A 25,898-nucleotide genomic window follows, 5' to 3' on the forward strand; every position below is an offset into this window, starting at 1 on the left:
AAGTTGTTTTTTTAACAGGTGACAATGCTACGCAGTGTTGTGGGTATAAAAAAGGAATGGTAACTGCTAGGCGGATACATCTTAATATTTTGAAAAAGGATGATCGTGATTTATTATTAATCAGTTCGCAAATTTTCCGGGATGGAAAACGACTATTCCTGCTCTAGCACAGTGGAAGTTCAAATACTAAAAAAGAATCCAGTAGTTTTAGTAGATGTTTGGAATTATAAAGATAAATGGTTGCAGTACGATCAACTAAATGGGATGGCGACTTCAGATTCAGAAATTTCACTTGACATAGAAACTTCTACTTGCGCATGGCTACAAACGCCAGGAGAAAGTGGAATGCTTGCGATTGATGATGAGTTGAGTGACGAATGGATTAAATTTGTATCAACAAAAAACGTTCCTGGTAAACTTAAGGAGGAGGAGTGTTTGGCCATTTCGACAATTACAGGAGAACGTATGCGAATTGATACTGAATTTGTAGCGGCCCCAGGAGGCAGATTTCTGATTTATTTTGATTCACGTATAGATGCATATTGTAGTTATGATTTGGTGAAAAGAGAAAAGTCTGTTCTTACTAAAGATATAAGAACAAATTGGAGAAAAAGTGGTTTTTGGGAGCCAGGAGAGCCCAGAGGCATAGCGGGCTGGTCAAAATCAGGAAAATAGTTTTCATATATGATAGATATGATATATGGAAGGTGGATTTAGAAAATAAGAAAAAGGCCGTTAATCTAACAAATTTTTATGGAGCAAGAATAAAGTGCAATTCAATATTATATCAAAATCGTCCTTGTTAGAAGAAGCACAACGGGTATTGTTAATTGGATTTAACCATGAGAATAAAAATAATGGATTTTTAGACTAGATCTGGGAAGATTAAATAAATTAGATTCACTTAGTATGGGCCCTTATATGTATTGGTATAAAAATTTCATGAATGATATCAATGGTAGTGAAGGTATGCCCCCTATCAAAGCCGAGTATACAGAGGCTTATATAGTTCAGCGACAGACATCCAGCGAGTCTCCCAATTTCTTTTATACAACAGATTTTAAATCGTTTAAAGCAATAACAAATTGTTATCCTGAAAGAAACTATAATTGGTTTAGAACTGAACTCCATACATGGAATAGCGAGGATGGAAGAAAGTTAAGTGGGATTTATATAAGCCTGATAATTTTGACTCAACTCGTCGGTATCCTATCATATTCTATTACTACCTGGTAATGTCTGATGGGCTCAATGTTTATATTAAACCTAAACCATGTGAAGGTGGATTAAATATAGCTTGGTATGTAAGTAATGGATATTTGGTATTTACGCCAGATATTGTTTATAATCAACATGAGCAAGGAAAAAGCCCGGTAACTGCCGTTGTTTCAGCAGCGAGATATCTATCTAAGTTGCATTTTGTGGATAGTAGTAAAATGGGATTGCAAGGATTTAGTATTGGTGGTTATGAAACCAATCTTTTGGTGACAAAAACTAATCTATTTGCAGCAGCTGCATCTTCGGCGGGATGTACCAATTTAGTCAGTGCTTATGGTAACCTTGATGGAACAGATATGAGGAATGGTCTTGAGGTTTCTTGGGGTATATTTGGTATTGGTGCATCTCTGTGGGATAGTACTAAAGTGTATATAGAAAATTCTCCTCTATTTGGGTTGTCAGATGTGAAAACTCCTTTGTTAATTATGCACAACAAGAATGATGGAGCCGTCCCTTTTTCGCAATCTCTTGAGTTGTTTCTAGGATTAAGGCGATTGGGAAAAAAGGTTTGGATGCTACAGTATGACGATGGCCATCATGGACTGTTTGGAGAATCAGCTCTCGATTTTGATATAAGGCTACAACAGTTTTATGCTTATTATTTAAAAGGATCGTTGCCCCCAAATTGGATGGTTTCAGGGATTCCGGCTCGCAACAAAGGAATAGATAGAGGGCTTTTGTTGGATAGCTCAGGAGTGATGCCTTAATGAGAATTTGTCATTAGCAAGACTATATTAGTAGGCTATGAAAAGGGTTGTTGCAAGGTGAAATTCTCTTGAAGTTTACATTGTGTAATGTTACAATCAGTCATCCAGTGCTCTGCTTTTTCGTTTATGGCTGTATAGGGCTGAATAGTTGGAGAAATATAGTCGCTAGTAGTAGAATGGGAAATATGCAAGCTACTTGTAGCTTTAAATGGTAATGTGTCATTCACTGCATCAAAACAAGACAAATACAGAAGTAACGCTTTTGTTTCCTGAATATCTCTCTCATCTTAGATCAAGCTAAACTTAAAAATGTATATCAATATTTATCCTGTTCGTAAAAAAAACTGCGGAGAATAATATTATTCTCCGCAGTTATAAAATTTAACCTGGATTATTGAGCTCTGAACAAAGTTGTTGCAGGGCAAGTGCGTCCAGGAAGTGAAATAGTATAAACTGTAGTCAGCGCAGTGGTACCCAGTCCCTCATTTACAGTTGTATATGGTAAAGAGGTTGGAGAAATACAACCGCCAGCAGTATAAGAATACAAAGTATGATTAGTCCTTGTAGCTTTAAACGCAAACGCGCCACCAACTAATGCGAACAATGCAACTGCAGAAAGAACGATTTTTGCTTTCTTCATAACTTTCTCGCCTTTTAAAATCAAAAGGCTAAACTTAGGAAATTTGGATTAACGCCTACTCTCTTCTAATGGTTTTCGGCTTCCCCATTATTTAACCCCAAAATGAGGTCATATGCCTGATCAGGACAATAAGTTTTATGCGAAATGAAATACCAGATGAACAGGTTTCTCAAAGTGACATACTAAGCAGTATGCCGGTTATTTTCATTTGGATAATCGTTTACGGGTAACAAGTTATTTTTCATGAATGCCTTCTTTAACAGTAATGGTAGCATGATTAATGGTGAGCGACTTCTTCGTTGTCGTCTCTAAATCAAAGATAGCATCATCGGGGCCTCTTTTACTTAGGAATCAGCGGCGGAAACTTTGGAGATCATGAATTAAAAAGAGGCGAAAGTGCCATCAGGAAATAGCACTTTCGCCTCGTAAGTCTGGAATAAAAATGGAGAAAGGTAAAAACTACTGCAGCATGTCTGCAATATGACTTAAGAAAAACTGATTACCTCCCTGTCAGGAGCTACCAGAGACATAGAACGCTGACAAGTCAGTTTTGAGCCCGGTGTCGGCCCTTCGATCGTATCCCCATCCTGAATGACGTCTCCTTTATCAAAGGCGTAATACGCAAGATTCCAGAGCAGTGTTGCTACGGATGATGGATTTTCGTTGGCAAAGCGGATCTCAAAGTCCGGCAGACCGAAAGTATGCAGTCCGATGGTGTCCATGAGCATCTCTTTGTTGGTAGAATTGGAGATATTGAAGAGACGGACATTCACAACGGTATCCAACAGACCTTGTTGCTCGAATATCTGGTTGGGAGGAAGCATTTTCTCGGCTGGAAGAGAATAAACGACGTCCGGTTGTGTGACGATGATAACTGCTTTTAAGAAGTTCGTAAACAGCTCATGTCTGGCTTTATAAGGTAATTGCCGGGTCATGAGGTCATTGATGAGTAATTCGTGCCGGCAACCTGCGGTTACCTCCGCAGCGGCGGACCAATGCCAGTTTTGTTGTAAAACCTGCTCCGGTATCAGACCGAGTCTGGTGACCGGCATAATGGCACATTGGGCGTGTACGGTGATGTCAGATAACTCAACTGGCAGATTCGGGAAGGTAAATAACATATTTCCTGTGTTTTCCACAGCGGGATAGGATTTTTGTAGCTCTTCCAGGATCCGGGCGTGATGAATGACGGGTTGTTGCTTAAACAACAAACGGCAACCGAGCATGGCAGGCATATTGGCTACCGCCATAGGCGATTCAGGTGTGTTCGGAAAATTCATAGGCGACTAAATTAATAAGATCTTGTCACGTTTTTTATTTCCCGGCTGTCTTAATATCAACAAAAGATAATTTATATGATAGTCGTAAAAGTTACTTACACCGTAAAAGACAGCTTTGTAGCGCAGAACAAACAGAATATCAACACTTTCCTGCAGGATTTTAAGAAATTGGCAGGTGAGTTCCGGTATACCGTCTATAGCAAAGACAATACCTTTATCCACCTGTCTCATTTTAAAGATCAGGAGATCCAGACCGCCGTACTGGATGTACCCTCTTTTAAGGCGTTTCAGGCAGCCAGAGATGCCAGCGGACTCATAGGAGCACATCACCTCGAGGTACTGGATCTGGAAGGGACTAATGCCGATATTTTCTAATATATTGTGTCGTAGGGAAGGTTTTGTAAATTAGCAAAGTCCAAAATCCATGACGGCACATGAGTAAGCATAAACAAATAGACGCACCACCCGTTTTTAATAATCTGGTCGAAAATTATGACCACCTCGGACTGCCCGTCGAGTTGATAGATCCTAAAAATGACTTTACCATTCATAAACTGAATGATATTCACCACGAGCTGCCGTACAAATCCCCGGTTTACAGGGCGAATTTCTATTCCTTCCTGTTCGTAAAGAACGGACATGGAAAGTATACCACCGACGAACTGGAATTTAGTACGGAGCCCGGGACTATCTATTTCACTAACCCCGGACATTACAAATCCTTCGAGTGGACCAGCCTCGAAGAAGTTTTCCTTGTCACCATGAGCGAGTCCTTCCTGAAAGAAAACGTCCATGCAAATATCTTCGAGGAATTCCCCTTCCTGCTGGCAGAAACAGTCCCCCCAAGGGTGCTGAAACCCGAAGTATATGCCGAAATCGAACCGCTATACCAGCAGATCTATAAAGAGTACTTCTCCTCCTCTCCCTATAAGAATAAAATGATGGGAAACCTCTTCGTAGTGATCCTGCTGAAAATAAAAGAATACTTCTGGGAGGATTATAACCCCATATATGAAGGTAACAGAAGCTCACAGATCGTCAAGACGTTTAAACGTACGCTGGAAAAGCATTACCGCGAACTTAGCACCGGCAAGGCTACCAAAGTCTTCCGGTCACAGGATTATGCTGCCGAACAAAACCTCCATCCCAGCTATCTCAATAACGTGATCAAAGCCAAAACGGGTAAGTCCGTCACCACATGGATCACAGATAAGACAATTACCGAAGCCAAGTCGATGCTGCAAAATTCCACTACACCCATCAAACAGATTGCAGATCAGCTGGGCTTTGCAGAATCAGCTCATTTCAGTAATTATTTTAAGAAATACACCGACATCACCCCCGTATTATATAGAAAACAACTCTCCAAAGGCTGACCTTAGTTTTTTACAACTAATAGTATAAAACTTGTATTTTTTTGGCGTGCTTATGTTTCACCTTTGTTATGTCAACAACGACAATAAAAACAAAGAAACATGAACACACTAAACGAAAAAGTAATCTTAGTAACAGGCGCTTCAAGAGGTATTGGTGCTACAATCGCAGCTAAACTGGCATCAGAAGGTGCAAAGGTAATTGTTAACTATGCCGGTAATAAAGACGCCGCAGAACAGTTAGTGAATGACATCAGACAAAATGGTGGAGACGCCATCGCCTTACAGGCTGACGTTAGTAAAGGCAGCGATGTAAAGCAATTATTTGATGATGCGATTGCACACTATGGTAGAATTGATGTACTGGTGAACAATGCCGGTATTATGATCAATAAACTGCTGAAAGATACTACTGACGAAGACTTCGACCGTATCTTTAATATTAACGTAAAAGGTACTTTTAATACTTTGCGTGAAGCCGCTACCAAACTGGCTGACAAAGGATCCATCATCAACTTCTCTACTTCAGTTAACCGTATCATGTTGCCTACATACGCCACCTATGTAGCCACAAAATCAGCTGTAGAACAACTCACCCGCGTATTCGCAAAAGAAATCGGCCCAAGAGGTATCAATGTGAACTCAGTATCTCCCGGCCCTACTAATACCGAACTATTCACCACAGGTAAGTCTGATGAAGTGATAGCCCGTCTTGCCTCACTGTCAGCGTTCAACCGTATCGGTGAACCAAACGATATTGCTGAAGTAGTTGCCTTCCTCGCCAGCGATGCTGCCAAATGGATCTCCGCACAGAATATCGGTGTAAACGGCGCTATGGCTTAATAAGCGCACCATCTCATTTCTTCAATCATTTAATCAAGTGTCAATCATGAATAGCTTAAAGAATAAAGTAGCAGTAGTTACAGGATCAGCAAGAGGATTAGGTAAAGCCATCGCAGAACGTTATGCCGCACTTGGCGCCGACATAGTAGTGAATTACTCAAGAGATAAAGCCTCCGCCGACGAAGTAGTAGGTAATATTAAAGCCATGGGCGGAAGGGTAATCGCTGTACAGGCAGATGTAAGCAAAGTAGCAGATATCGAACGCCTGTTCAATGAAGCAAAAGCCGCCTTCGGCAAAATTGATATCGTAGTGGCAAATGCCGGTATCGAACTGGTAGAAACACCAGTAACAGATTTTACGGAAGAACAGTTTGATCGCGTATTCTCCATCAACACCAAAGGTTCTTATTTCACCATGCAACAGGCTGCCAGACAGGTAGAAGACAATGGCCGTATCATTTACGTGGCCTCCAGTACAACCTCCTTCCCCGTGCCAGGTATGGCGGTATATGGTGGTAGTAAAACCACTCCGCGTTACATGGTCGATGTACTGTCAAAGGAAATCGGTCATAGAGGCGTAACAGTGAACTCTATCATCCCTTTCGCTGTTGATCATTCTGGTATATTCGCAGATCCTGCAGCATACCCTGAGCTGAGAAAACAATTACTGGATAGTTGTCCGATGGGCCGTCTGGCTGAAGTAGAAGATGTTGCCAATATCGCAGAATTCTTCGCAAGCGATATGTCTTCATTTGTTTCCGGTCAGCATTTGCTGGTAAATGGTGGTGCTACAAACTAAGTTCCCCGTGATCTGTTGATGTAAAAAATAGCAACTATGTTCATCAGAATTTTCAACACTGTACTGGTCCTCTTCATCGTATGTATGGGTCTCAAACAGGGATGGGCCATGCTGTCCGGCAAACCGGAAATGGCACAGCTGCTCGGCCGCTTTCAATTCAGCCGCACTGCTATCCTGATAATGGGTCTTGTTACCTTACTGAGTGTGGTATTGATCCTGTTTCCGGGGACTTTCATGGCAGGCAATTTCCTGATGGCCGCCTCCATCCTGCTGATCATGTGTTATGAGTTATCATTAAAAGATATAAAAGGCGCAGCAATAGAACTCCCCTTTCTCCTGATGAACCTGGTCGCTATTTTTCTACAGCATCCGTTCGCTAAAGCAACGTAATAATGAAAACTTTCCTAAGCATCATCGTGTTTGTAACATTTGCACTGACTACGTTCGCGCAAACAACATCTAAAACAATGAATACTGATAAATTAACCAACACGACCGTCAGAAAAGCAATAGACGCACTGCAAAGCGCGGATAGCAAAGCGTGGTTCGCATTGTTCACCGCAGACGCAGCCTTATATGATGATGGTAATAAAATGAATTTCCGCAGTTTCTTTGAAAAGACATTTGGGCATGAACGTTTCACCAGTATCGATAAGGTAGAGAATAATGGTCTGGACCTCTATGGCCATTTCCATAGCGATCAGTGGGGCGATTTCAAAACCTATTTTAAGTTCCATATTAACAGTGACGGTAAGATTAACCGACTGGATATCGGACAAGCCAGCTACTGATCTTACAGGTTCTGTGCTTTGAATTTGCCCCGATAAGAAAGATTGCTGCCTGAGATCATAAATGTCGCATCACCTCTGTAGTGCACCGTCCGGGGATATTTGGGTGAAGTCGCTACATGCGCTTTTACCACTTCAAGAACAAAGAAGTTATACTTTGGTAACAGGTGTTCGTCAATCACCTTACACTCAAAATTGGCATAGCATTCCTTTATAAGGGGTGCTTTTACCTTTTCAGCCGCTACTGCCGTTAACCCGAATTCACTGAATTTATCTATTTCCGCCCCCGTACTATTTCCAATACCTATAATGGTGTCAATCATGTCATATGTCGGAATGTTAATCACACATTCTTTACTCTTTTTGATCAGCTCAAAACTATAATTAGCGGCTGTAATCATACAACCAATCATGGAAGGTGAAAACTCCATCACCGTATGCCAGCCCATCGTCATGATATTCGTTGCACCTTTCCAGTGAGAGCTGACCAATACCGTAGGCCCCGGCTCCAGATACCGCCGGATCTCCGCAACAGGCAGATCTTTTTTTCTATATGCTCTTTTCATATTCCAAAAGTTATCAGATAGTTATAGGCTGATTGCACACTTTATCACACAATTACCAGACCAGTGTCATCGTGTGCGCTGATGCCAGTCATCATTCCCGCAGCTGACAGCGCCTACTTTCGCATTGTCATTATTTCACAATCAACCCACGAACATGAAACAGGTAAAATTTCTACTAACCCTTGCCCTGGTGTTTGCCGCCAATGTAATGTACGCACAGTCTTCCCTGAAAGCAGGAGACAAACTGCCCTTGTTTGTGCTGAAAGATCAGGATGGAAATGATTTCGTGGTGAGTGAATATATTGGCAAACATAAACTGGTGATCTTTTTTTACCATAAAGATGATAGTGAAATGGCTGTAAAAGAAGTCTGCGCCTTCAGAGACAGCTATGCTGATTTCAAAGCTGCGAATGCCATGATCATCGGAATTGGTTCCGGCAGTATAGAAAGTCATAAGGCATTTCAGGAAGAACATCGGCTGCCGTATGTGCTGCTGAGTGATCCTCAGAATGAAGCCCTGCGCTTGTTTGGTACGAAAGCAGGTTTCTTTCATGATATGAGAGAAACATTCATTACTGACCTTGCCGGTAATATCACATATAGTTACCGTGGTCATTTTAAAAGAGGAGATATCTACTCTGAGAAAGTGCTGAGTTTCCTCAGAACTGACGGAGTCAACTAATAACTACCTATCCTATACCCTATACATCTCTGCTATTGTGAAAGACCGCTAAGTAATTCCTGTGAGAAAAAAATAAGGTCGATTAACAAAAAAAGCAGGCTCCCCGGGCATATTCATCCCGGGGATTTCTTTTTTTTGTGTAAATTAATGGAGCCAACTGGAAATTGTCGCCGGTAGCTCATTGAGGGTCCGATTTGACAAGTTAGAAAACGATATGAGAAAAATACTATTTATCCTACTGATTCCTTTCACCGCGTTTGCGCAACAGGTCGTTATTACAGGACAAGTACCGGACAGCCCGGATAGTATGGACGTCTTCGTCTATAAACCCATAGGAACTTACTTCAATTCTCAATATAAACAGGTTGTAGGTAAGGTGATAGAACACCAGTTTAAGTTAGTACTGCCAATGACTACACCTGGTTTCATCACCATAGAGAACAATTATGTGAAGTCAATCCTCTTTGTTGAACCGGGTGATTATGTGGATATCGGTATCAGTCGGGAAGGTAGTCAGGGGAAGAAATTATATAAGGGAAATAATGCCGCCGGACATGAATTATTCAACAATGATACGCCCTTGTCTGAAGATAAGATGGCCGGTCTGATGGAACATGTCATGGATACAGCTAAAACTGTTAATGGCGCACTCTGGGGAATGCGTAATAGCCTGTCAGAACTCAAAAGTCCTTTACTGGTATACCTGAAGAAAGGTGAAATCTCCGTAGGATTCTATGAGAATATGGTGGCCACACTTGAAAGCCGTCTCCTATACAATTTCCTGAATGCTTTGGGTAACCGGCTGGATAAACCTGAAGCAAGGAAGAATAAAGCATTGACAGAAAAAGAGATGAAACAGCTCCTGCAGGACGCCGTAGATCTCTTCGACCCCTTTGATGAGAAATATACCGTCAGCCCCGCTGCCAGCTTGTTAGTAGCCAAGAAATGTTATCTGCTGAAGAAAGGCTATCTCCGCGGAGCATCTCCGCTTACAGATTTCTGGTTGCACTTTGAGGAACCTTCCCGTATCTATGCATATGCCCCCTCCACCCTGCTGGAAATGAACGCCGGAAACGAAGTGATGGCATATCTTAGTAAACGCCCTGCTGATAAAACAAAACAATTCGCACTGCTTGACTACTTTAAATATAATTTTCCCAAAAGTGCATATCTCCCTGTTGTTGAAGAACTGATCACTAAAAAGCGCTAAATACCGCCGCCATCGGTGGAAAATAATATAGCAGCCGTTCGCCTCTGGCGCAACGGCTTTTTTCTGCCCCATATATTCTTCGAAGACAACTTTGCACCCTCCTTTATATATGGTATTGTACCACCATTACGCCGTTATCGCTCCGAATATGAGCGAAGAGATCAGGGGGTAATACCGGTGTTATAACGGTATAATGCGGACTATAGAAACACCATAAACCCTCAATTTTTCCAGTATTACTAGTTTTGGGAGTGATAAATTTTAAATAATTAGTTAGATTTGTCTAAAAATATAATTTAGACAAGACTAAATAATGTTACGAAATGATCCGTATTTGTACTTTAGTGTATTTAAAAATAACATTACTTGTTGTACTGGCATTCCCCTCGGCTGCCCAGACGTCGATACCAACCGGCGCCATCACCGGGAATGTCGTATCTGATGGGCTGCCGTTATACCTCGCCAATATCACACTGGTGGAAAGCAAAGCAGGCGCAGCTACCGATTCGACCGGATATTTTCACATCAATAACCTTAAACCGGGTACTTACACGCTGAAAGCCTCAGCGACAGGATATACTGTTTTTACACGGAAAGTAAGCGTCACCGCCGGTGGAAAGATAAATGTCCAGATCCGCTTGCAGGCAGATGTTACCAAACTTAATGACATCGTAGTGACGGGTACCCTGAAACCTGTCAGCCGGGCAGAAAGTCCGGTGCCCGTAGAAGTCTATACATCAAAATATTTCCAGAAAAATCCCTCTCCCTCCCTGTTCGAGTCTATCGGTATGGTGAATGGTGTGCGGCCGCAGCTGAACTGTAACGTCTGCAATACCGGCGATATCCACATCAACGGGATGGAAGGAGCCTACACCCTCATCCTGATAGATGGGATGCCTATTGTCAGCGCATTATCCACTGTATACGGACTGAGCGGCATTCCTATGAGCATGGTCGAACGTATCGAAGTGGTAAAAGGCCCCGGCTCTTCGCTTTACGGCTCCGAAGCAATGGGTGGTATCGTCAACGTGATCACCAAAAATCCTATGAAGGCACCACTGATAAGTGCTGACGTCTATAGCACTTCATGGGGAGAATATAATGTAGACGCTGCCCTGAAAGTCAAAGCTGGTAGTGCACAGGGACTCGTAGGTGTCAGCTATTTCAACTACCAGCAGCCAAAAGATAATAATAAAGACGGCTTCACAGACCTTACCCTGCAGAACCGTATTTCCATATTTAATAAATGGGCCTTTCACCGCAAAGAAGACCGGCAGGCCAGTATCGCTGCAAGATATGTATATGAAAACCGCTGGGGCGGGATATGCGCTGGAATAAATCATGGCGTGGCAGTGATAGTATCTACGGCGAAAGTATCTATACGAGGAGAGTGGAGCTGATCGGAATGTATCAGTTACCGGTAAAGGAAAAGATCATGCTGCAATACTCCTATAACCGGCATGCACAGAACTCATACTATGGCCAAACACCTTATATGGCTACGCAACACGTCGGTTTTACACAGCTCTATTGGGATAAACAATTAGGTGAAAAGCATAACCTGCTGACCGGCGCATCCTATCGTTATACATGGTATGATGACAATACGCCGGGTACACTTTCTGAAGATGGGAAAGTAAATATGCCTGCAAAAACACCCCTGCCGGGTGCTTTTATACAGGATGAATGGTCCTTTGCTGCTAAACATAAATTACTGCTGGGCTATCGGTATGACTACGACAAATACCATGGAAGTATTCACTCACCAAGAATTGCCTATAAATGGGCGCCCAATGTTGATAATACCCTGCGCGCCAGTTTTGGGACAGGATTCCGTGTCGTGAACCTGTTCACAGAAGATCATGCCGCATTGACCGGTTCCCGTCAGGTCGTGATAGCTGAAACCCTGAAACCGGAAAAATCTTACAATGCTAACCTGAACTATGTACTGAAGATCCCCATGAACAATGCATTCATTAATCTGGATGCTACCGGTTTCTACTCCTATTTCACCAATAAGATCAATGGAGATTTCGATGTAGACCCCGATAAGATCATTTATGACAACCTGCGTGGACATGCCGTATCGCAGGGGATCTCTTTAAATGTGGACGCGGCGTTTGCCTTCCCGCTTAAAGTGCTCGCAGGATTGACCTATATGGACGTCTATCAGATAGATGAAGATGATGCCGGCATTCCGCAGAAAAGCAGACAGGTATATGCACCCAAATGGGCAGGGACGTTTACGATCGGATATAGCTTCCCCTACAATTTTGGCTTAGATCTGACCGGCAACTGGAATGGTCCTATGCGATTGCCGGTACAACGTAACGACTTCAGACCCGATTACTCCCCATGGTTCCTGCTGGCAAACGTACAGGTAACAAAGAAATTTGCCAAAGGATGGGAAATATACGGTGGTGTGAAAAATCTGCTGAATTATGTGCCTGAATACGCCCTGATGCGTCCTTTTGATCCTTTTGATAAATATGTGAATGACCCGGTGAACAATCCGAACGGTTATACCTTCGACACAGAATATAATTACGCCCCCTTACAGGGTGTCAGAGGGTTTCTGGGTATACGATACAATCTCTATCAATGAAAACAGCCCTGCTATCCATCACCTGTCTGATATGCAGCCTTGTGCTGTTCCTACCGGCTCATGCACAGCATGGGCCGGTAACTTTTGCCGGATTGAAAGACAGCATGGCGGTACAACCCCGGCCTGTAGTGATCGAATTATATACCACATGGTGCAGTTATTGCCGGATTCAGGAAAAACAGATAAAACGTTCTCCCACTTTACAACAACTTTTATCTGAAAAGTATTATTTTGTCTGCGTGAATGCTGAAAGTGCCGACTTTGCTGCTTTTAATGAAATCCTTGGTCAGGTAGCCCTTCAACAGCTGGCTTATCCCGCATGGATCCTATTGGATACAAATTACCGGATGAAAGACTTTCATACCGGACTGCTTAAATCCGGTGAATTGGAAGACTGGCTGATAGCAAAATAGAAATGCCAATTGCCCTATTATCGAATCTATTGTATATATCATCGAAAGGCGGGAGATTTCAAAAACAATGTCGGATAATTGTGCTTCGCCTCCGACTGCAGAGAGATATTTAAACGTTGATCTATGAACAGGCTTATGCTGGTCCTCCATTTCATAATGTTGGGCATACTACCCGGTATGGCCCGGCAGCAATATGGCGTGTCCATACCTGCATTACAACGTTTATTAGACAAAAGCACAACTGATACCGGAAAGATCCGGCTATCACTGGCCATCGCAGAAGCGTACATCCGTCTGCCGGGTGCAGAACAGAAAGATATGGACAGTGCATCGCTGTACATGAAACAGGCCGCCATTCTTAATACACGTGCCGGTATACCTCGCTGGGAAGCCCGTAACTACTATCTTCAGGCAAAAGCATACCGTGAAAAAGACCTTTATGTTGAAGGCAAAGCAGCTGCTGTTAAAGCAAGAGAATATTAGTATCGCTTAATTACCCCGGAGACATGGCAGATGTGCTCATGGAGACAGGCCACTACTATAGTATAGATGTCGAAGAAGAATTAAAAGAGAAGATACGTTTATACGAAAGCGCTGCGCTGCAGTATAAAAGGGCCGGTAATATTGCCGAAGAAGCCTATGCCTGTAAAATGACCGGCGACTGTTATCACTGCTGGGAAAATATGATGAAGCACTCCTGTATCTGAATAAAACACTCGCCCTGTATAAAAGACGGGCCGTAAAGATCTGCAAGGGGTCTATGACCTGATGGGGACAATCGCCACCGGTAAAGGAGACTATAGTCAGGGACTGACCTATGGGCTGCTGGCATTGAAAACCGCAGAGGAACAAAAAGATAGTTCACTACAATTATGCACGATATTAAACCGGCTTAGTGTTACCCTATACGAACTGGGGGATTATGAACATGCACTTGATTTCTCACAACGATCACTGAAAATAGCCAGCCACTATAAGGATACTACCGCTATCCTTACCGTCAGCACGAACTTTATTACCATCTACCTGAGAGATAATCAGCCGGCAAAAGCACTGGAACTGCTGAACAGAATTGTCGCATTATATAAAACGCCTATCCAGAAAGACCATATCTGGATATCCACAAACCTGATCCGATGTTACGTGCAGCTGCAGCAGATGGATAAGGCAGCTGCTTTCGTACCCGGTCTGCTGGCGATATCTGCAAAGATGTCAAAGTATAATTATTATCAGACCATGATCTACTCAGCACTGGTAATGTATTATATACACGGAAAACAATTTGAAAAAGCAGCAGAATTTTGCGCCTTACAGTCAGATGTATGTAAGCAGATCGGGCAGCTGAACGGACTGTCCCATAACTATCTGCAATGGTTCCGGGCCGATTCGGCGTTGGGAAATTATCCGGCCGCTATCCGTCATTATAAAGATTATAAGGTATTAAATGATTCCCTCTTCAGGATCTCTAAAGCTGGTGAGATCGCGCGATTACAGGTGCAATACGACTTTGATCAGAAGAATAAGGACATCACCCTGAAACAGCAGAATATAGAACTCCTGACACGTCAGGGCTTATTACAACGTGCTGCTTTGAAAGAAGCCCGCCTCACCCGCAACATCATCATATTTGGAGCCGTGATGCTGTTGTTACTGTTGATATTAAGTTACAACCGTTATCAGCTGAAGCAGGCAAGCAACAGACAGCTACAGCAAAACAGGAAGAAATTTATCTGCAGAATCAGTCTTTACAAGGACTGATAGACGTACAGGAGAAACTGCTGGAAGAAAAAGAATGGCTGGTCAAGGAAATACATCACCGGGTGAAAAATAACCTGCAGATAGTTATGAGTCTGCTGAATACGCAGGCCGCCTACCTGCATGACAGTGACGCGCTGGAAGCTATCAGTGAGAGCCGCTATCGTATGCAGGCCATTTCATTGATCCATCAGAAATTATATCTGTCGGCTAATATGGCCCTGATAGATATGCAGAACTATATCCGTGAACTGATAGCCGGTCTGAAAGACAATTTCGGCGGCTTACAGCAAATCTATTTCGATATCGATATCGCCCCCGTCAAACTGGATGTATCGCAGGCGGTGCCGGTATCCCTGATCCTCAATGAAGCATTGACCAACGCGATCAAATACGCTTTCCGGAAAAACGAGAACGGCATCATCTATGTCTCACTCCAGTACACAGGAGAAGCGCAGTTACTATTGCGTATCGCTGACAGCGGACACGGCTTCCCGGCCGGGTTTGACGTATATACACAAGGTACAATGGGGATCCGCCTCATAGAGACATTATCAGAACAACTGGAGGGTACACTTGAAATAAAAGAAGCACCGGGTGTAGCTGTACAAGTGTCTTTTAAACAGCAAAAGAGCTGATTAACCCCACAGGCGTTGACAGATACCCGAAAAATGTGTACTTTCACACGGCTCTCAACCAACTATGCCATATTTTAAAAGCCACATTCCTGGCGGGACCTACAATGAGCAAATGCCGATAAACAGGAAAGTATATTGCTGTACAGACCGGGCAGGGCTGTGAGCGGAAAGAGATGTATCTAAAAAACGATTTATGAACAGGTTACTGTTGCTTATCTGTTAGTAACAATATTTGTTTTGCAATGTGTTGCACAGGAAAAAGCACCACTACAATATAAACAACTCAGCATTTTGCTGACAAAGGACAAGCTGGACGAACAGGATATCAAACAGCTTTTTATCTGGGGAGAACAATACATTAACAGACCTGGAATATTGCCAAAAGATATAGATAGCAGCATCTTATGCGCTAATAAGATACTGAATGCAGGTATCAGACAGCACAATGACAGCTGGCAGGGACAGGCCTGTATGATCTATTCGAAGATATTCCGGGAAAAAGGAGAACAGACGAGAGGCCGTGAATATGCCCAAAAGGCGCAGAAGATATTCGAACGTACCCATCAGGAGGAATTCCTCGCGGATGCTTATGTAGAATTGTCCAGATATATCTCTTATGAGGACGATGAGAATCTCGCAGAAGCCATACACGAACAGGAAATGGCTGTCAAACTATATGCGAAAACAGGCAATCACCTGAAGCAGGCACAAACACTCACCCTGCTGGCAGATTACGTCATTGGCGTGCCGGATATGTACAAGGCGATCGAACTGCTGCATCAGGCAGAAGCAGTGTATAAAAAGATCGGTTATACGCGGTTGGGAGGTGTGTATGATCTCCTCGGACTGGCATACAGATCGACCGGAGAACTAAGCACAGCCCTCGACTATCAGCTGAGAGCCATAAGAGAAATAGAAGGAAGCGGAGATACGACGCAGTCTCTGTCCACTGCCTATAATGGTCTGGGTATGATGTACTATGAAATGGAGGCCTTTGAGCCGTCAGTAGATGCTTATAATAAAGCATTTGCCGTCGCCGAAAAATTGAAGGATACGGTCTCTATGCAATATATCACCGGCAATCTTGCCAACTCCTATATCCGCCTCAAAAACGGTGATGCTGCCCTACGTGTATTGAAAAGGGAAGAACGCTTTTTCCCTCCCTCGGGCGAAAAACCGCGAGTACTGCTGCAGGTAGCTATGGTGCACGCGTATGTGGCAGGAAATAAACTGGCTGCAGCACGCCCGTATGTGGCCGGCTGGTGGAAACAGAGAAAACTATGGACCGGAATGACGTGAACAGATTTCAGCTGCTCACTGCTACCTCTTCTTTCTATTATGTGACCAAACAGTATGACAAGGCGATCGAAGAATGTGAGGAGATAGGTTTATCACCAAAAAATATAACATGCTGGCTCAGGAAGCGCGCAACTACCGCCAATGGTATAGAGCAGATTCCGCCAGAGGAGATTTCGCCTCTTCAATTAAACATTTTCAGTTATATAAGTTCTATAGCGATTCGTTGTTCAGTGTCAGAAAAACCAGTCAGCTCAACCAGCTGCAGGTAAAGTTTGAGACAGAAAAGAAAGATCAGGCCCTTCAACTGAAACAGAAAAGTATCGAATTACTCACCAGAGATAGTCAGTTACAAAAAGCAGAGCTTAGAAGAGCCCGGTTCACCCGAAACGTGATCATTTTCGGAGCCGTTATGCTGATCATCCTTCTTTTGCTGGGATATAACCGTTATCAGTTGCGATTACGTAGTAACCGGCAACTAAAAGCCCAGCAGGATGAAATCAATAAACAAAACCTCTCCCTGCAGGCCCTGATCTCATCGCAACATAAACTACTGGAAGAAAAGGAATGGCTGGTAAAGGAAATCCATCACAGGGTAAAAAACAATCTGCAGATTGTTATGAGTCTGTTGAATACACAGGCCGCTTTTCTGGATGATAAAGACGCCCTGAATGCCATCAGGGAGAGCCGTTTCCGTATGCAGGCGATATCCCTGATTCACCATAAACTGTATCAGTCAGAAAATATGGCCCTGATTGATATCAATGTGTATATCCATGAACTGATCCATTTCCTGCAGGATGGATTTACAGGCGCTAACAGGATCCGGTTTGATATGCAGATTGCCCCCGTTAAACTGGACGTATCTCAGGCAGTACCGATCGGACTTATTCTGAATGAAGCAATTACCAATGCGATTAAATACGCATTTACAGATAACGGTACAATATTGATTTCTTTAAAGTTTACAGGACAGGACAGACTTACATTAGTGATCGCAGATAATGGCCACGGATTCGTGATGAATGCCGGCGCCAGTGTCAGAAAATCAATGGGCCTGATGCTGATGCATACATTAAGTGAACAACTGGATGGTACTCTGGATATCCAGAGCGAAAATGGAGTGGTCATAACAGTCAATTTCAGGTATCAGGAACCTGACCCTGCTGAAACTACAGGAGCATCTGAAATAACCTCTTCATACGGGATCATGTCATGATTTTATCTTAAATGATGAATTATCGATATGTTATAGGCGGTCTATATAGTCTTGAAAAAATGTTGTATTTTCAGCTGTCAATCATACAATTAAGCCAACTAGCCATTTATTGAGAAATAACAATTGCTGACAAACCGATCCTTAGCGTAACAAAGCATAATAAGAAAACAACATTAAAAGTAAAACCTCAGATAAAAGAGAGTATTAAAAATATTTATCTATGAATAGGCTATGGTCGCTTTCCGATTGCCTTCCAGGATACCTATTGCCACATATAGCGCAAAGCAATATACGGCTTTTGGACGGCGAAGAGGTGGACTTGATGCACACTTCATGGGAACATTTGCAGAAGATATTGAACATAGAGAGCTGGATCGGTGTAATATTTACAGTCAACTTTAAATATCAGAAGAAACAAGCTTTTACCATACCGGGAGCACAGGAGAAGGAAATCTCAGACTATGCCTGACACGAATGGGGACCATATAAATTTCTGCCGGAAAATGCTACTCTGGTGCTGTTGTGTACTGTTTTGCATCTGGACGGATTATGCATCCGCACAACAAAATCCCTTGTTGCCATTTTCCCTGCCAGTAACAGTGCAATATCCTGTTCCCGAGGGCATAGCAGATGTCTGGATGAAAGTAGCATTGGACTATAGCATCTATTCGGAAAAAGAACTGGCGCAGCGTATCGCCTGTTATGAGCAGGCAGTCCGGCTGTACCGGAAGGCGCTTAATCGCCGGAAAGAAGCAGATGCATTACAGATTCTGGGGGACTGCCATAATCATCAGGGCTCACTCGTACCGGCTGAAGCCGAATTGTTACAGGCACTGGCTATCTATAAGGAAATAGGATATACCGCTTTACAGGGTATCTATGATCTTTTAGGAAATGTAAATGGGCAAAAGGCACATTATGATGTAGCATTGAAATATGGGTTTCTGGCCGTCCGGACAGCCGAAGCGCAACAGGATTCCAGTCTGCAGTTATGTACCATTTACAACAGACTGGGATTGACTTTATATCATCTGGCGGAGTACAATAAGGCGCTGATATATTTTAAAAAATCATTGGGTGTTGCATATAAGTGGCAGGATACTACTTCCATATTGACATTGGTGCCTAACATAGCGAGTACCTACTGGCATTTGGGGCGGCCCGGACTGGCGATCAGTATGCTGACATCCACAGAGAAAAGATATCCGCTTAGTTACGATGAAGACAGGATCACTTTCGCTGCAGGTCTGTGTATCAACAATGTCAGTCTGGGGCGGTATGGGGAAGCAAATGTGTATGTGAAAAAGCTGCTGAACTTATCAGGTAAGTTTGATCGCTACAATTATATTCAGGACGTCGTATATGTAGCATTGTTGAACTATTATCAGGCTATAGGAGATTATGCACATCTGCGACATTATGCGCGTGCCTACGAGGAATATTGCCGGCGTGGTGGATATGCTTATGAACTGTTGAATGATTACGCGTATCTTTTCCGGGCGGATTCTGCACTAGGTAACTTCCCGGCTGCCATTGACTATTATCAGCAATATAAATTGCTGCAGGATTCTCTCTATGGAGAAGAAAAGAGTCATCAGATCGCACAACTGCAAATGCAATATGAGGCCGAACGTAAGGATCATGATCTGCAATTGAAGGAAAAGAGCATTCAGCTGCTGACAAGAGAAGGACTACTTCAAAAGTCAGCATTGGAACGTGCCCGCTTTGAAGGAAATATCATCATCGGAGGTACGGCTATGCTGGTACTGATGCTGGTATTGGGATATAACCGTTATCAGTTGAAACAACGTATCAATCGTGACTTAACTTTGCAGCAACAGGAAATCAGTCAGCAGCATCAGTCGCTGAGTGTATTGGTCAGTCGTCAACGAAAGCTGGTAGCAGAAAAAGAGTGGCTGATCCGGGAAATCCATCACCGGGCGAAAGACAATCTGCAGATCATTGTACGCCTGCTGAATACGCAGGCAGCCAATGTAGATGATCAGTCAGCAAGAGCAGCTATCCGGGAAAGCCGGCATCGCATGCAGGCAGTCTCACTGATTCATCAGAAACTGTATCAGGAAGAGAATGCGGCAGAACTGGATATGGATATATATATCCGGGAACTTGTTGCATATTTTAGCGACAGTTTTAATGGATTACAACAGATTTCATTTGATTTGCATCTCGCGAACGTATATCTGGAAGTATATCAGGCGGTACCTATCGGCCTGATCCTGAACGAAGCCATCACAAATGCATGCAAGTACGCTTTTCCTGAAGGGCAGGAAGGGGTCATTACCGTAGTGCTCAACTATGTAGCGGAAAATTATCTGCTGCTCTCTGTGAAGGATAATGGTACAGGACTGCCGGCTGATTTCGGGATACGTAAACGGGCATCTATGGGAATTATATTAATGGAAACCCTGACAGAACAACTGGAAGGCAATCTATCCGTGACAAACAAAGACGGCGTAAGCGTCGTGCTGATATTTAAACCACAACACAATAGGGAGACAATTCCGGCTTACTGAAATTAGTAAATAAAACTGCGTAGTATGGAAGAAAAAATCATGATCGTAGAAGACGAACTGATTGTAGCAGGTGATATACGATTAACGCTGGAGAGAGCGGGATATAAAGTATCAGGCGTGGCACGCTCTGTACACAGGGCATTGGAGATTATTGATGTAGAAAGACCTGATCTCGTATTGCTGGATATCTATCTGAAAGGCGATCAGACAGGTATTGACCTGGCTGTAGAGCTGAATAAACATAATATACCTTTCGTGTATCTTTCTGCGAACTGTAACAGACAGGTGCTGGAAGCCGCGAAAGTAACACAGCCTTATGGTTTTATCGTAAAACCATTCAGGGAAAAAGACCTGCTGGTAACGCTGGATATTGCCCGTTACCGGTACGAGCATCACCGTGTATTAAAAGTAAAACCCGGCGTTGTATCGCAATCAGATGATCTGCGTCTGCCTCCATTACCCGTACAGCAACAACCAATACCGGAAGTAAAGAAAGACGCACTTCCTCCTATTCCTAATTTTGAAGGTATTATTGGTAGCAGCATCCCGATGCAACGCGTTTTCGAACTGATTCGTCAGGTGGCTCCTCTGGATACTTCTGTATTGGTATTAGGCGAAACAGGTACTGGTAAAGAAGGTGTAGCAAATTGTATCCATCATCTCTCTCCCCGCAAGTCCAGGCCGTTCGTCAAGGTCAATTGTGCAGCATTGCCTACACATCTGATAGAGTCTGAATTGTTCGGTCATGAGAAGGGCGCTTTCACCGGTGCATTGGAAAAGAGGATCGGTAAGTTTGAACGTGCAGACGGAGGTACAATCTTCCTTGATGAGATAGGTGATATGCCAGCTGATCTGCAGGTGAAATTATTACGTGTTTTACAGGAAAAAGAAATTGAAAGAATAGGAGGTAATGGCCCGATAAAAGTGAATGTGCGCATCATTGCAGCGACTAACCGTAATCTGGAAAAGGAGATTGCAGAAGGACGTTTCAGACTGGATCTTTATTACAGGCTGCACGTATTTCCCATCATGCTGTCTGCATTGCGTGAGCGTCGTGATGATATTCCTTTGCTGATCGCTCACTTTATCCGCTTATATGCAGCTGCAACAGGTAAAGCTGTATCCGATATCGCTCCTGCTGCATTAAAACAACTGACGGAATATGCATGGCCGGGTAATGTACGCGAATTGCAGAATCTTATTGAAAGAAGTGTATTGCTGTCACGCGAAAACATTATCAGAGAAGTCATCCTACCGGTGAGTGTAAAGAAAGAAACAAGCGTTGTGTCTACCGAAACAGATATTAAAACAATTGTGGAATTAGAAAGAGAACACATACTTACCGTACTGAAAAAGTGTAATCATAAGATATCTGGTCCCGGCGGAGCCGCAGAACTATTGAATCTGCCGCCATCAACGCTTGCATCGAAGATGAAAAAACTGGGTATTGTAAAAAGACATACATTATAAAGTTCTCCATAAAAAGTACAACAGAAGAGTTGATTAGGCAATTGACTTTCGGGCGCTGTGTAAGTAGCTTTGTATCAGATTCAGCAAGCAATAAAAAGAAACAACAGAGAGGATTTAATAAGCAGAATAACCGAAGAAACAGCAGCATGGTTTTAAGTGAAGATAGTCGGCAATTATTAGCTTATAAGGGATAGGGAGCAGTCTGTAGACGATAGGCAATAGTTCAGATGGCACAACGCACATAGAACGAATAAAAGCTTAATCGGACATAGTTAAAAGACAGGACAAAAACAGACCCGTGTTTTGCTATGAACTATAGTCTATCGACTATGGACTGCTAACTAGAAGTGAAGTGCTGAAGATATTAAAAAGTATATCCTTCCTTTTATTCATACAGTGGAGCTTGATTGTTAATGGCCGTTTCTCTCCAGGAACGGTCCTTTTTTTCGTAAGGGCCGAAGGGATGCAGTTCGTATATTTGCTACATAACCCACAATCCCTCCGACAATGAAAGACAAGTCAATCATAGCTGACCAGTTGAATGATCTGGAAGAATTAATGGTTCCCCGCAGAAAAGACTTGCTGACATGGTGGCTGAAGTTTTTCAGTGCGATTTTTGTCGTGGCCGGCATCTTTGGCGTCTTCATTTATCCATACATGTTTCTGATGGAGACTGATATACAGGTAGCGTTGTATGGATTACAAAGTACGGATCGTACCTCTTTCCTTATGCTGGTCATTACCATGCTGTTTATACTGAAAGGAGTTGCTTCATTCGGACTGCTCACCGAAAAGGAATGGGCGGTGGATATAGGTCTTGCAGACGGATGGGTAGGGATTTTGGTTTGCGTCTTCGTAATGATCTATAATTATTTTGGTCCGGCACACATTTTTGCCCCTCTCGGACTTGAACTGATACTACTGTCGGCATACCTGGTAAAGCTTCAGAAAATACGTACTGACTGGAAAAGAGGCCGCGGCAGGATAAGCTAGTTTTCATTCACTCAAAATAGAAATTTATGGAACACCACTATGATACTGTTGCCAATGCCATCAACACTTTGAAGAGTCAGGGATTTACGGTTGATTTTAACCTCGAAGGTAATTACCTCGTGAATGGAGGAGACAAGATCGCTCTCAGTGAATTTAATATAGTCGATGTGTACCGTTATGAAGGCGATACCGATCCTTCTGATGAAGCGGCAGTGTATGCAATAGAATCAGCTGATGGTATAAAGGGCGTGTTGGTGACTGCTTATGGTCCGTCTGCCGATACTCTGAGTGAAGAAATGCTGGAGAAACTAAAAATCAGATAGCCTCCCCGCTACGTGGTGATTTGTAGACAGCTGTGGCGAAGACGGGTTCGCTTGTGGTAATACTATTTTAACAAATAGTTAAATTGAATTACCATTTATTTGAAATAATAGTACATGACTGTGTATTGGTGCAGTATTTGAAATTACTTTTATCCGATATATATAGTATGTACGAATTACTACAGATAAGAGCGCAATTGGAGACTATGCCGTATAAAAATACCGCTAGTCTGTTTGAATTAAGGATGGTATTAATGAATACCGGTACCTTATTGACGTCCAGACATCTGGCTAATCAACGGGGAGAAAAAGATATAATGACTTCCAAGTTGTTATTGTCGACTTTTCGCAACGTGCGGAACTATTATCATATACTGGAAACGACCAAAGAGGCGCATGAACAGTGCTTTAAAAATATCAAGGAGCTGGCGTTACAGGATTTAGTAAGTTTATACAGGAAGCTGCGAACGTCTAACGTTGTTAATATGCCACAGGAACAGCAGGTGCTAAGTGCAGCCCGTTAAACTACATCCGCCATTGCTGGCGTAGCATATTCTCCAGCAGATCCGCAAAGGTCCAGCCTATTTTACGGGCTGCTACTGCGGACAGGCTATCCTGATCCATTCTATGTGGACGGGAAGCACCGGTCATATTCGGCTTCATATTCAGGTCAAACAGGAAATAACGTCCTTGTTCATCCTGCCGGCAGTCAATTCTCACAGGAGCCTTTGCTCCGACTAAAGCCGCCGCAGATTCACATTGTTTACATAAAGTAATGATAGCAGGCGATTGCAATTGTGCATCGTCTAACACTTTGCTGTTATTTACAACAGCCACCGTGCCATTATACGGCGCAACACCATCGTGGTGATTGAATCGCTCCACCGGTGGCAGACTCCAATAATTGATCTTCTCCTGACAGATATCCTTTATCACATACTTACCCGGAGGCATGACTGTAATAGTCACTTCTTTGCCCGGAAGAAACTTTTCCACGTATACTGCTGTCCCGTATTTGTCTTCCGCAAACATCTCTTCAAGTACCATCTGCAGATGATCAGGTGTATCCACGACCTGTACACCATCGCTTCCTCTGCCCCGGATAGGTTTGGCTACTACCGGAAAAGGGAAATTCAGCTGGTAATCATGCAGATTGTCTTTGTTAATCAGAATGGCTGGCGGAATGGGAAGGTTGTTTTTCTGTAAGAGTTTATTGGTTGTCCATTTGTCATCATAGAGGTCTGTATTACGGGGAAGCTGGCCGACGGCAGCGATCCCTTTTTTCAGAAATGCTTCTACCGGGTGACCGTTATACAGGATGGTATTTAACCACAACACCTGAGCACCTTTAGCGAGTGCGTGGAGTATACCCGCTTCCGTATCAGGAAATACCCAGTCAAGATCGATCATTAGCTGAGGGTGGATCACGGGCGTGCTGACTGGTACCTGTCTTTCACGCAGTGCATAGGCTATATCTGCTCCGCTGTCTGAATAACCTCCGGGCTTCATAGGTTTTAAAATGCCGTTCCTGGCGGGTGGTTGCTGCGCCTGATAAAGCAGCGCTACTGGGGTACCGGTTACTGACATGGTCAACTGTTTAAAACGTGAATGTAAAGAAAAATACAATCTCCTCACAGCAGTGAAGCCCCGGGTAACTATGGTTGTGTGAGTCTTCTGCCCAGTCGCTCATAACGGGCCGGTTGTACAAACACAAGACTGTTATGATCGCCGTATTTAACCAGTCTTTCCTTCATCTCGGTACTCATCAGTACCTTATTCAGCAGGAGGTAAATGGCGTGGTTGTCGGGCATACAGCCGTTGGTATTGGAAAAGGTAATTGTATGTAGTATGTTGTTCAGTTTAGCATAGACCGTATACTTGATCTCAAATGTGGACAGCTGTTTAAAGCCATAGCAGACTTCCAGTTTAAGGTGATTATCCGCCAGAATGTCCTTCATGGATGTCATAATAAGATCGCTGTAGTTCACAGGTTCACCGACACACTCTTTGAGTAATGGGGCAAATACCCTATTATGTTCCAGAATGGCAATTTCTTGCGTGGGAGCTGTCTTTTTCAGATAATCGCCCGGTGGTACAAGTTCTTTCCGGAAGGTCTCCATTTCATTTACGATCCTGATATATTCCTGTATGTTATATCTGGCTGGCATAAGGTTGGCGATTTCTTTTTCCCCTTCGGGAATATGAGCGCCGTCGGTTCTCACGGGTTCCTGTTCCCAGCTTTTGGCCATGTTTTGCTTCAGCACGTGAAATTCCTCCTCAGTAACGGGATGGCTGGTGTATTTATAGCTACCAATATCAACATTGATTTTCAGATCGAAGTTCTTGTTGGCAGAGTGACGGTTACACTGAAAGCTGAATATGACAAGCAGGAATAATAAAGACTTTTTCATAGGATATATGGCTGGGGCTAAGATAAAAAAGAACGGCCATATGATCATGGCCGTTCATGTATAGTCCTGTTTTTT

The 25,898-nt window shown here is 43.2% G+C and carries 30 protein-coding genes; 25 read left to right on the top strand and 5 right to left on the bottom strand.

Going from position 1 to position 25,898, the window contains the following annotated elements; genetic code table 11:
• Positions 1–141: 141 nt before the first annotated feature.
• Complete coding sequence (locus FEF09_RS23625) at positions 142–675, top strand: hypothetical protein (RefSeq protein WP_146307389.1); 534 nt, start codon at positions 142–144, stop codon at positions 673–675.
• A 560-nt stretch (positions 676–1,235) separates the two neighbouring features.
• Entirely contained in the window at positions 1,236–1,985 is a 750-nt protein-coding gene (locus FEF09_RS23630) for an alpha/beta hydrolase family protein (RefSeq protein ID WP_146307390.1), read from the top strand.
• Between the two features lie 391 nt (positions 1,986–2,376).
• On the opposite strand, the gene FEF09_RS23635 is transcribed toward FEF09_RS23630, so the two are convergent.
• Together FEF09_RS23635 and FEF09_RS23640 are read right to left on the bottom strand one after the other, a co-directional pair.
• Positions 2,377–2,625: a hypothetical protein gene (locus FEF09_RS23635; protein WP_146307391.1), complete on the bottom strand. Its 249-nt coding sequence runs from the start codon at positions 2,623–2,625 to the stop codon at positions 2,377–2,379.
• 485 nt (positions 2,626–3,110) lie between these two features.
• The gene (locus FEF09_RS23640) at positions 3,111–3,905 is read right to left on the bottom strand and encodes a DUF4261 domain-containing protein (protein WP_146307392.1); all 795 of its coding nucleotides are present in this window, start codon (positions 3,903–3,905) and stop codon (positions 3,111–3,113) included.
• A 75-nt stretch (positions 3,906–3,980) separates the two neighbouring features.
• Here FEF09_RS23640 and FEF09_RS23645 point away from each other — a divergent pair, with 75 nt between their 5' ends.
• The 6 genes from FEF09_RS23645 (at position 3,981) to FEF09_RS23670 (ending at position 7,711) form a co-directional block, all read left to right on the top strand.
• The gene (locus FEF09_RS23645; protein ID WP_146307393.1) at positions 3,981–4,280 is read left to right on the top strand and encodes a hypothetical protein; all 300 of its coding nucleotides are present in this window, start codon (positions 3,981–3,983) and stop codon (positions 4,278–4,280) included.
• A 59-nt stretch (positions 4,281–4,339) separates the two neighbouring features.
• Positions 4,340–5,281, top strand: coding sequence for an AraC family transcriptional regulator (locus FEF09_RS23650; RefSeq protein ID WP_146307394.1), 942 nt, complete (start codon positions 4,340–4,342; stop codon positions 5,279–5,281).
• 99 nt (positions 5,282–5,380) lie between these two features.
• On the top strand, positions 5,381–6,121 hold the full coding sequence (locus FEF09_RS23655; protein ID WP_146307395.1) for an SDR family oxidoreductase: 741 nt from the start codon (positions 5,381–5,383) through the stop codon (positions 6,119–6,121).
• Positions 6,122–6,167: 46 nt separating this feature from the next.
• Positions 6,168–6,920, top strand: coding sequence for an SDR family oxidoreductase (locus tag FEF09_RS23660; protein ID WP_146307396.1), 753 nt, complete (start codon positions 6,168–6,170; stop codon positions 6,918–6,920).
• Positions 6,921–6,956: 36 nt separating this feature from the next.
• Entirely contained in the window at positions 6,957–7,310 is a 354-nt protein-coding gene (locus FEF09_RS23665; RefSeq protein WP_146307397.1) for a hypothetical protein, read from the top strand.
• Positions 7,311–7,312: 2 nt separating this feature from the next.
• Positions 7,313–7,711: a hypothetical protein gene (locus FEF09_RS23670; RefSeq protein ID WP_146307398.1), complete on the top strand. Its 399-nt coding sequence runs from the start codon at positions 7,313–7,315 to the stop codon at positions 7,709–7,711.
• A 2-nt stretch (positions 7,712–7,713) separates the two neighbouring features.
• On the opposite strand, the gene FEF09_RS23675 is transcribed toward FEF09_RS23670, so the two are convergent.
• Positions 7,714–8,274, bottom strand: a complete 561-nt coding sequence (locus FEF09_RS23675) for a flavin reductase family protein (protein ID WP_146307399.1) — start codon at positions 8,272–8,274, stop codon at positions 7,714–7,716.
• A gap of 154 nt (positions 8,275–8,428) precedes the next feature.
• Here FEF09_RS23675 and FEF09_RS23680 point away from each other — a divergent pair, with 154 nt between their 5' ends.
• From FEF09_RS23680 to FEF09_RS23750, 17 genes are all read left to right on the top strand, one after another.
• A complete protein-coding gene (locus FEF09_RS23680; protein WP_261387711.1) occupies positions 8,429–8,956 on the top strand; it encodes a peroxiredoxin in 528 nt (175 codons plus the stop codon).
• 214 nt (positions 8,957–9,170) lie between these two features.
• Positions 9,171–10,166 (top strand): hypothetical protein, encoded by a 996-nt coding sequence (locus FEF09_RS23685; RefSeq protein ID WP_146307400.1) that lies wholly within the window; start codon positions 9,171–9,173, stop codon positions 10,164–10,166.
• Positions 10,167–10,181: 15 nt separating this feature from the next.
• Positions 10,182–10,352, top strand: coding sequence for a hypothetical protein (locus FEF09_RS30915; protein WP_186774490.1), 171 nt, complete (start codon positions 10,182–10,184; stop codon positions 10,350–10,352).
• 158 nt (positions 10,353–10,510) lie between these two features.
• Positions 10,511–11,566 (top strand): TonB-dependent receptor, encoded by a 1,056-nt coding sequence (locus FEF09_RS34555; protein WP_315898184.1) that lies wholly within the window; start codon positions 10,511–10,513, stop codon positions 11,564–11,566.
• Positions 11,491–12,771: a TonB-dependent receptor gene (locus FEF09_RS34560; protein ID WP_315898185.1), complete on the top strand. Its 1,281-nt coding sequence runs from the start codon at positions 11,491–11,493 to the stop codon at positions 12,769–12,771. Before FEF09_RS34555 ends, FEF09_RS34560 begins: the two co-directional genes overlap by 76 nt.
• The gene (locus tag FEF09_RS23695) at positions 12,768–13,184 is read left to right on the top strand and encodes a thioredoxin family protein (protein ID WP_146307401.1); all 417 of its coding nucleotides are present in this window, start codon (positions 12,768–12,770) and stop codon (positions 13,182–13,184) included. Before FEF09_RS34560 ends, FEF09_RS23695 begins: the two co-directional genes overlap by 4 nt.
• A 123-nt stretch (positions 13,185–13,307) precedes the next feature.
• On the top strand, positions 13,308–13,667 hold the full coding sequence (locus tag FEF09_RS23700) for a hypothetical protein (RefSeq protein WP_146307402.1): 360 nt from the start codon (positions 13,308–13,310) through the stop codon (positions 13,665–13,667).
• Between the two features lie 23 nt (positions 13,668–13,690).
• Positions 13,691–13,891, top strand: a complete 201-nt coding sequence (locus FEF09_RS23705) for a hypothetical protein (protein ID WP_146307403.1) — start codon at positions 13,691–13,693, stop codon at positions 13,889–13,891.
• 61 nt (positions 13,892–13,952) lie between these two features.
• Positions 13,953–14,942 (top strand): tetratricopeptide repeat protein, encoded by a 990-nt coding sequence (locus FEF09_RS23710; protein ID WP_146307404.1) that lies wholly within the window; start codon positions 13,953–13,955, stop codon positions 14,940–14,942.
• Between the two features lie 50 nt (positions 14,943–14,992).
• The gene (locus FEF09_RS23715; protein ID WP_261387713.1) at positions 14,993–15,577 is read left to right on the top strand and encodes a sensor histidine kinase; all 585 of its coding nucleotides are present in this window, start codon (positions 14,993–14,995) and stop codon (positions 15,575–15,577) included.
• A 237-nt stretch (positions 15,578–15,814) separates the two neighbouring features.
• Positions 15,815–16,876: a tetratricopeptide repeat protein gene (locus tag FEF09_RS23720; RefSeq protein ID WP_146307406.1), complete on the top strand. Its 1,062-nt coding sequence runs from the start codon at positions 15,815–15,817 to the stop codon at positions 16,874–16,876.
• 109 nt (positions 16,877–16,985) lie between these two features.
• Entirely contained in the window at positions 16,986–18,092 is a 1,107-nt protein-coding gene (locus FEF09_RS23725; protein ID WP_146307407.1) for a sensor histidine kinase, read from the top strand.
• 503 nt (positions 18,093–18,595) lie between these two features.
• Positions 18,596–20,626: a sensor histidine kinase gene (locus FEF09_RS23730; RefSeq protein WP_186774491.1), complete on the top strand. Its 2,031-nt coding sequence runs from the start codon at positions 18,596–18,598 to the stop codon at positions 20,624–20,626.
• A 24-nt stretch (positions 20,627–20,650) separates the two neighbouring features.
• Positions 20,651–22,096, top strand: a complete 1,446-nt coding sequence (locus FEF09_RS23735; protein ID WP_146307409.1) for a sigma-54-dependent transcriptional regulator — start codon at positions 20,651–20,653, stop codon at positions 22,094–22,096.
• A 507-nt stretch (positions 22,097–22,603) separates the two neighbouring features.
• Positions 22,604–23,089, top strand: coding sequence for a hypothetical protein (locus FEF09_RS23740; RefSeq protein WP_146307410.1), 486 nt, complete (start codon positions 22,604–22,606; stop codon positions 23,087–23,089).
• Positions 23,090–23,115: 26 nt separating this feature from the next.
• Positions 23,116–23,412: a hypothetical protein gene (locus FEF09_RS23745; RefSeq protein ID WP_146307411.1), complete on the top strand. Its 297-nt coding sequence runs from the start codon at positions 23,116–23,118 to the stop codon at positions 23,410–23,412.
• Positions 23,413–23,579: 167 nt separating this feature from the next.
• Positions 23,580–23,936, top strand: a complete 357-nt coding sequence (locus FEF09_RS23750; RefSeq protein WP_146307412.1) for a hypothetical protein — start codon at positions 23,580–23,582, stop codon at positions 23,934–23,936.
• 1 nt (position 23,937) lies between these two features.
• Here FEF09_RS23750 and FEF09_RS23755 read toward each other — a convergent pair whose 3' ends face one another.
• Together FEF09_RS23755 and FEF09_RS23760 are read right to left on the bottom strand one after the other, a co-directional pair.
• Positions 23,938–24,999 (bottom strand): ATP-grasp domain-containing protein, encoded by a 1,062-nt coding sequence (locus tag FEF09_RS23755; protein WP_146307413.1) that lies wholly within the window; start codon positions 24,997–24,999, stop codon positions 23,938–23,940.
• Positions 25,000–25,067: 68 nt separating this feature from the next.
• The gene (locus FEF09_RS23760; protein ID WP_146307414.1) at positions 25,068–25,823 is read right to left on the bottom strand and encodes a hypothetical protein; all 756 of its coding nucleotides are present in this window, start codon (positions 25,821–25,823) and stop codon (positions 25,068–25,070) included.
• Positions 25,824–25,898 lie beyond the last annotated feature (75 nt).

The sequence above is a fragment of the Chitinophaga pinensis genome (assembly GCF_007896845.1).
Taxonomy (GTDB): Bacteria; Bacteroidota; Bacteroidia; order Chitinophagales; family Chitinophagaceae; genus Chitinophaga; species Chitinophaga pinensis_C.

Bases quoted from the DNA above. Each gene is read 5' to 3' on its own strand.
- FEF09_RS23625 (WP_146307389.1), top strand. From the start codon at position 142: ATGGAAAACGACTATTCCTGCTCTAGCACAGTGGAAGTTCAAATACTA.
- FEF09_RS23630 (WP_146307390.1), top strand. From the start codon at position 1,236: ATGTCTGATGGGCTCAATGTTTATATTAAACCTAAACCATGTGAAGGT.
- FEF09_RS23635 (WP_146307391.1), bottom strand. From the start codon at position 2,625: ATGAAGAAAGCAAAAATCGTTCTTTCTGCAGTTGCATTGTTCGCATTA.
- FEF09_RS23640 (WP_146307392.1), bottom strand. From the start codon at position 3,905: ATGAATTTTCCGAACACACCTGAATCGCCTATGGCGGTAGCCAATATG.
- FEF09_RS23645 (WP_146307393.1), top strand. From the start codon at position 3,981: ATGATAGTCGTAAAAGTTACTTACACCGTAAAAGACAGCTTTGTAGCG.
- FEF09_RS23650 (WP_146307394.1), top strand. From the start codon at position 4,340: ATGAGTAAGCATAAACAAATAGACGCACCACCCGTTTTTAATAATCTG.
- FEF09_RS23655 (WP_146307395.1), top strand. From the start codon at position 5,381: ATGAACACACTAAACGAAAAAGTAATCTTAGTAACAGGCGCTTCAAGA.
- FEF09_RS23660 (WP_146307396.1), top strand. From the start codon at position 6,168: ATGAATAGCTTAAAGAATAAAGTAGCAGTAGTTACAGGATCAGCAAGA.
- FEF09_RS23665 (WP_146307397.1), top strand. From the start codon at position 6,957: ATGTTCATCAGAATTTTCAACACTGTACTGGTCCTCTTCATCGTATGT.
- FEF09_RS23670 (WP_146307398.1), top strand. From the start codon at position 7,313: ATGAAAACTTTCCTAAGCATCATCGTGTTTGTAACATTTGCACTGACT.
- FEF09_RS23675 (WP_146307399.1), bottom strand. From the start codon at position 8,274: ATGAAAAGAGCATATAGAAAAAAAGATCTGCCTGTTGCGGAGATCCGG.
- FEF09_RS23680 (WP_261387711.1), top strand. From the start codon at position 8,429: ATGAAACAGGTAAAATTTCTACTAACCCTTGCCCTGGTGTTTGCCGCC.
- FEF09_RS23685 (WP_146307400.1), top strand. From the start codon at position 9,171: ATGAGAAAAATACTATTTATCCTACTGATTCCTTTCACCGCGTTTGCG.
- FEF09_RS34560 (WP_315898185.1), top strand. From the start codon at position 11,491: ATGCGCTGGAATAAATCATGGCGTGGCAGTGATAGTATCTACGGCGAA.
- FEF09_RS23695 (WP_146307401.1), top strand. From the start codon at position 12,768: ATGAAAACAGCCCTGCTATCCATCACCTGTCTGATATGCAGCCTTGTG.
- FEF09_RS23700 (WP_146307402.1), top strand. From the start codon at position 13,308: ATGAACAGGCTTATGCTGGTCCTCCATTTCATAATGTTGGGCATACTA.
- FEF09_RS23705 (WP_146307403.1), top strand. From the start codon at position 13,691: ATGGCAGATGTGCTCATGGAGACAGGCCACTACTATAGTATAGATGTC.
- FEF09_RS23710 (WP_146307404.1), top strand. From the start codon at position 13,953: ATGGGGACAATCGCCACCGGTAAAGGAGACTATAGTCAGGGACTGACC.
- FEF09_RS23725 (WP_146307407.1), top strand. From the start codon at position 16,986: ATGCTGGCTCAGGAAGCGCGCAACTACCGCCAATGGTATAGAGCAGAT.
- FEF09_RS23730 (WP_186774491.1), top strand. From the start codon at position 18,596: ATGCTACTCTGGTGCTGTTGTGTACTGTTTTGCATCTGGACGGATTAT.
- FEF09_RS23735 (WP_146307409.1), top strand. From the start codon at position 20,651: ATGGAAGAAAAAATCATGATCGTAGAAGACGAACTGATTGTAGCAGGT.
- FEF09_RS23740 (WP_146307410.1), top strand. From the start codon at position 22,604: ATGAAAGACAAGTCAATCATAGCTGACCAGTTGAATGATCTGGAAGAA.
- FEF09_RS23745 (WP_146307411.1), top strand. From the start codon at position 23,116: ATGGAACACCACTATGATACTGTTGCCAATGCCATCAACACTTTGAAG.
- FEF09_RS23750 (WP_146307412.1), top strand. From the start codon at position 23,580: ATGTACGAATTACTACAGATAAGAGCGCAATTGGAGACTATGCCGTAT.
- FEF09_RS23755 (WP_146307413.1), bottom strand. From the start codon at position 24,999: ATGTCAGTAACCGGTACCCCAGTAGCGCTGCTTTATCAGGCGCAGCAA.
- FEF09_RS23760 (WP_146307414.1), bottom strand. From the start codon at position 25,823: ATGAAAAAGTCTTTATTATTCCTGCTTGTCATATTCAGCTTTCAGTGT.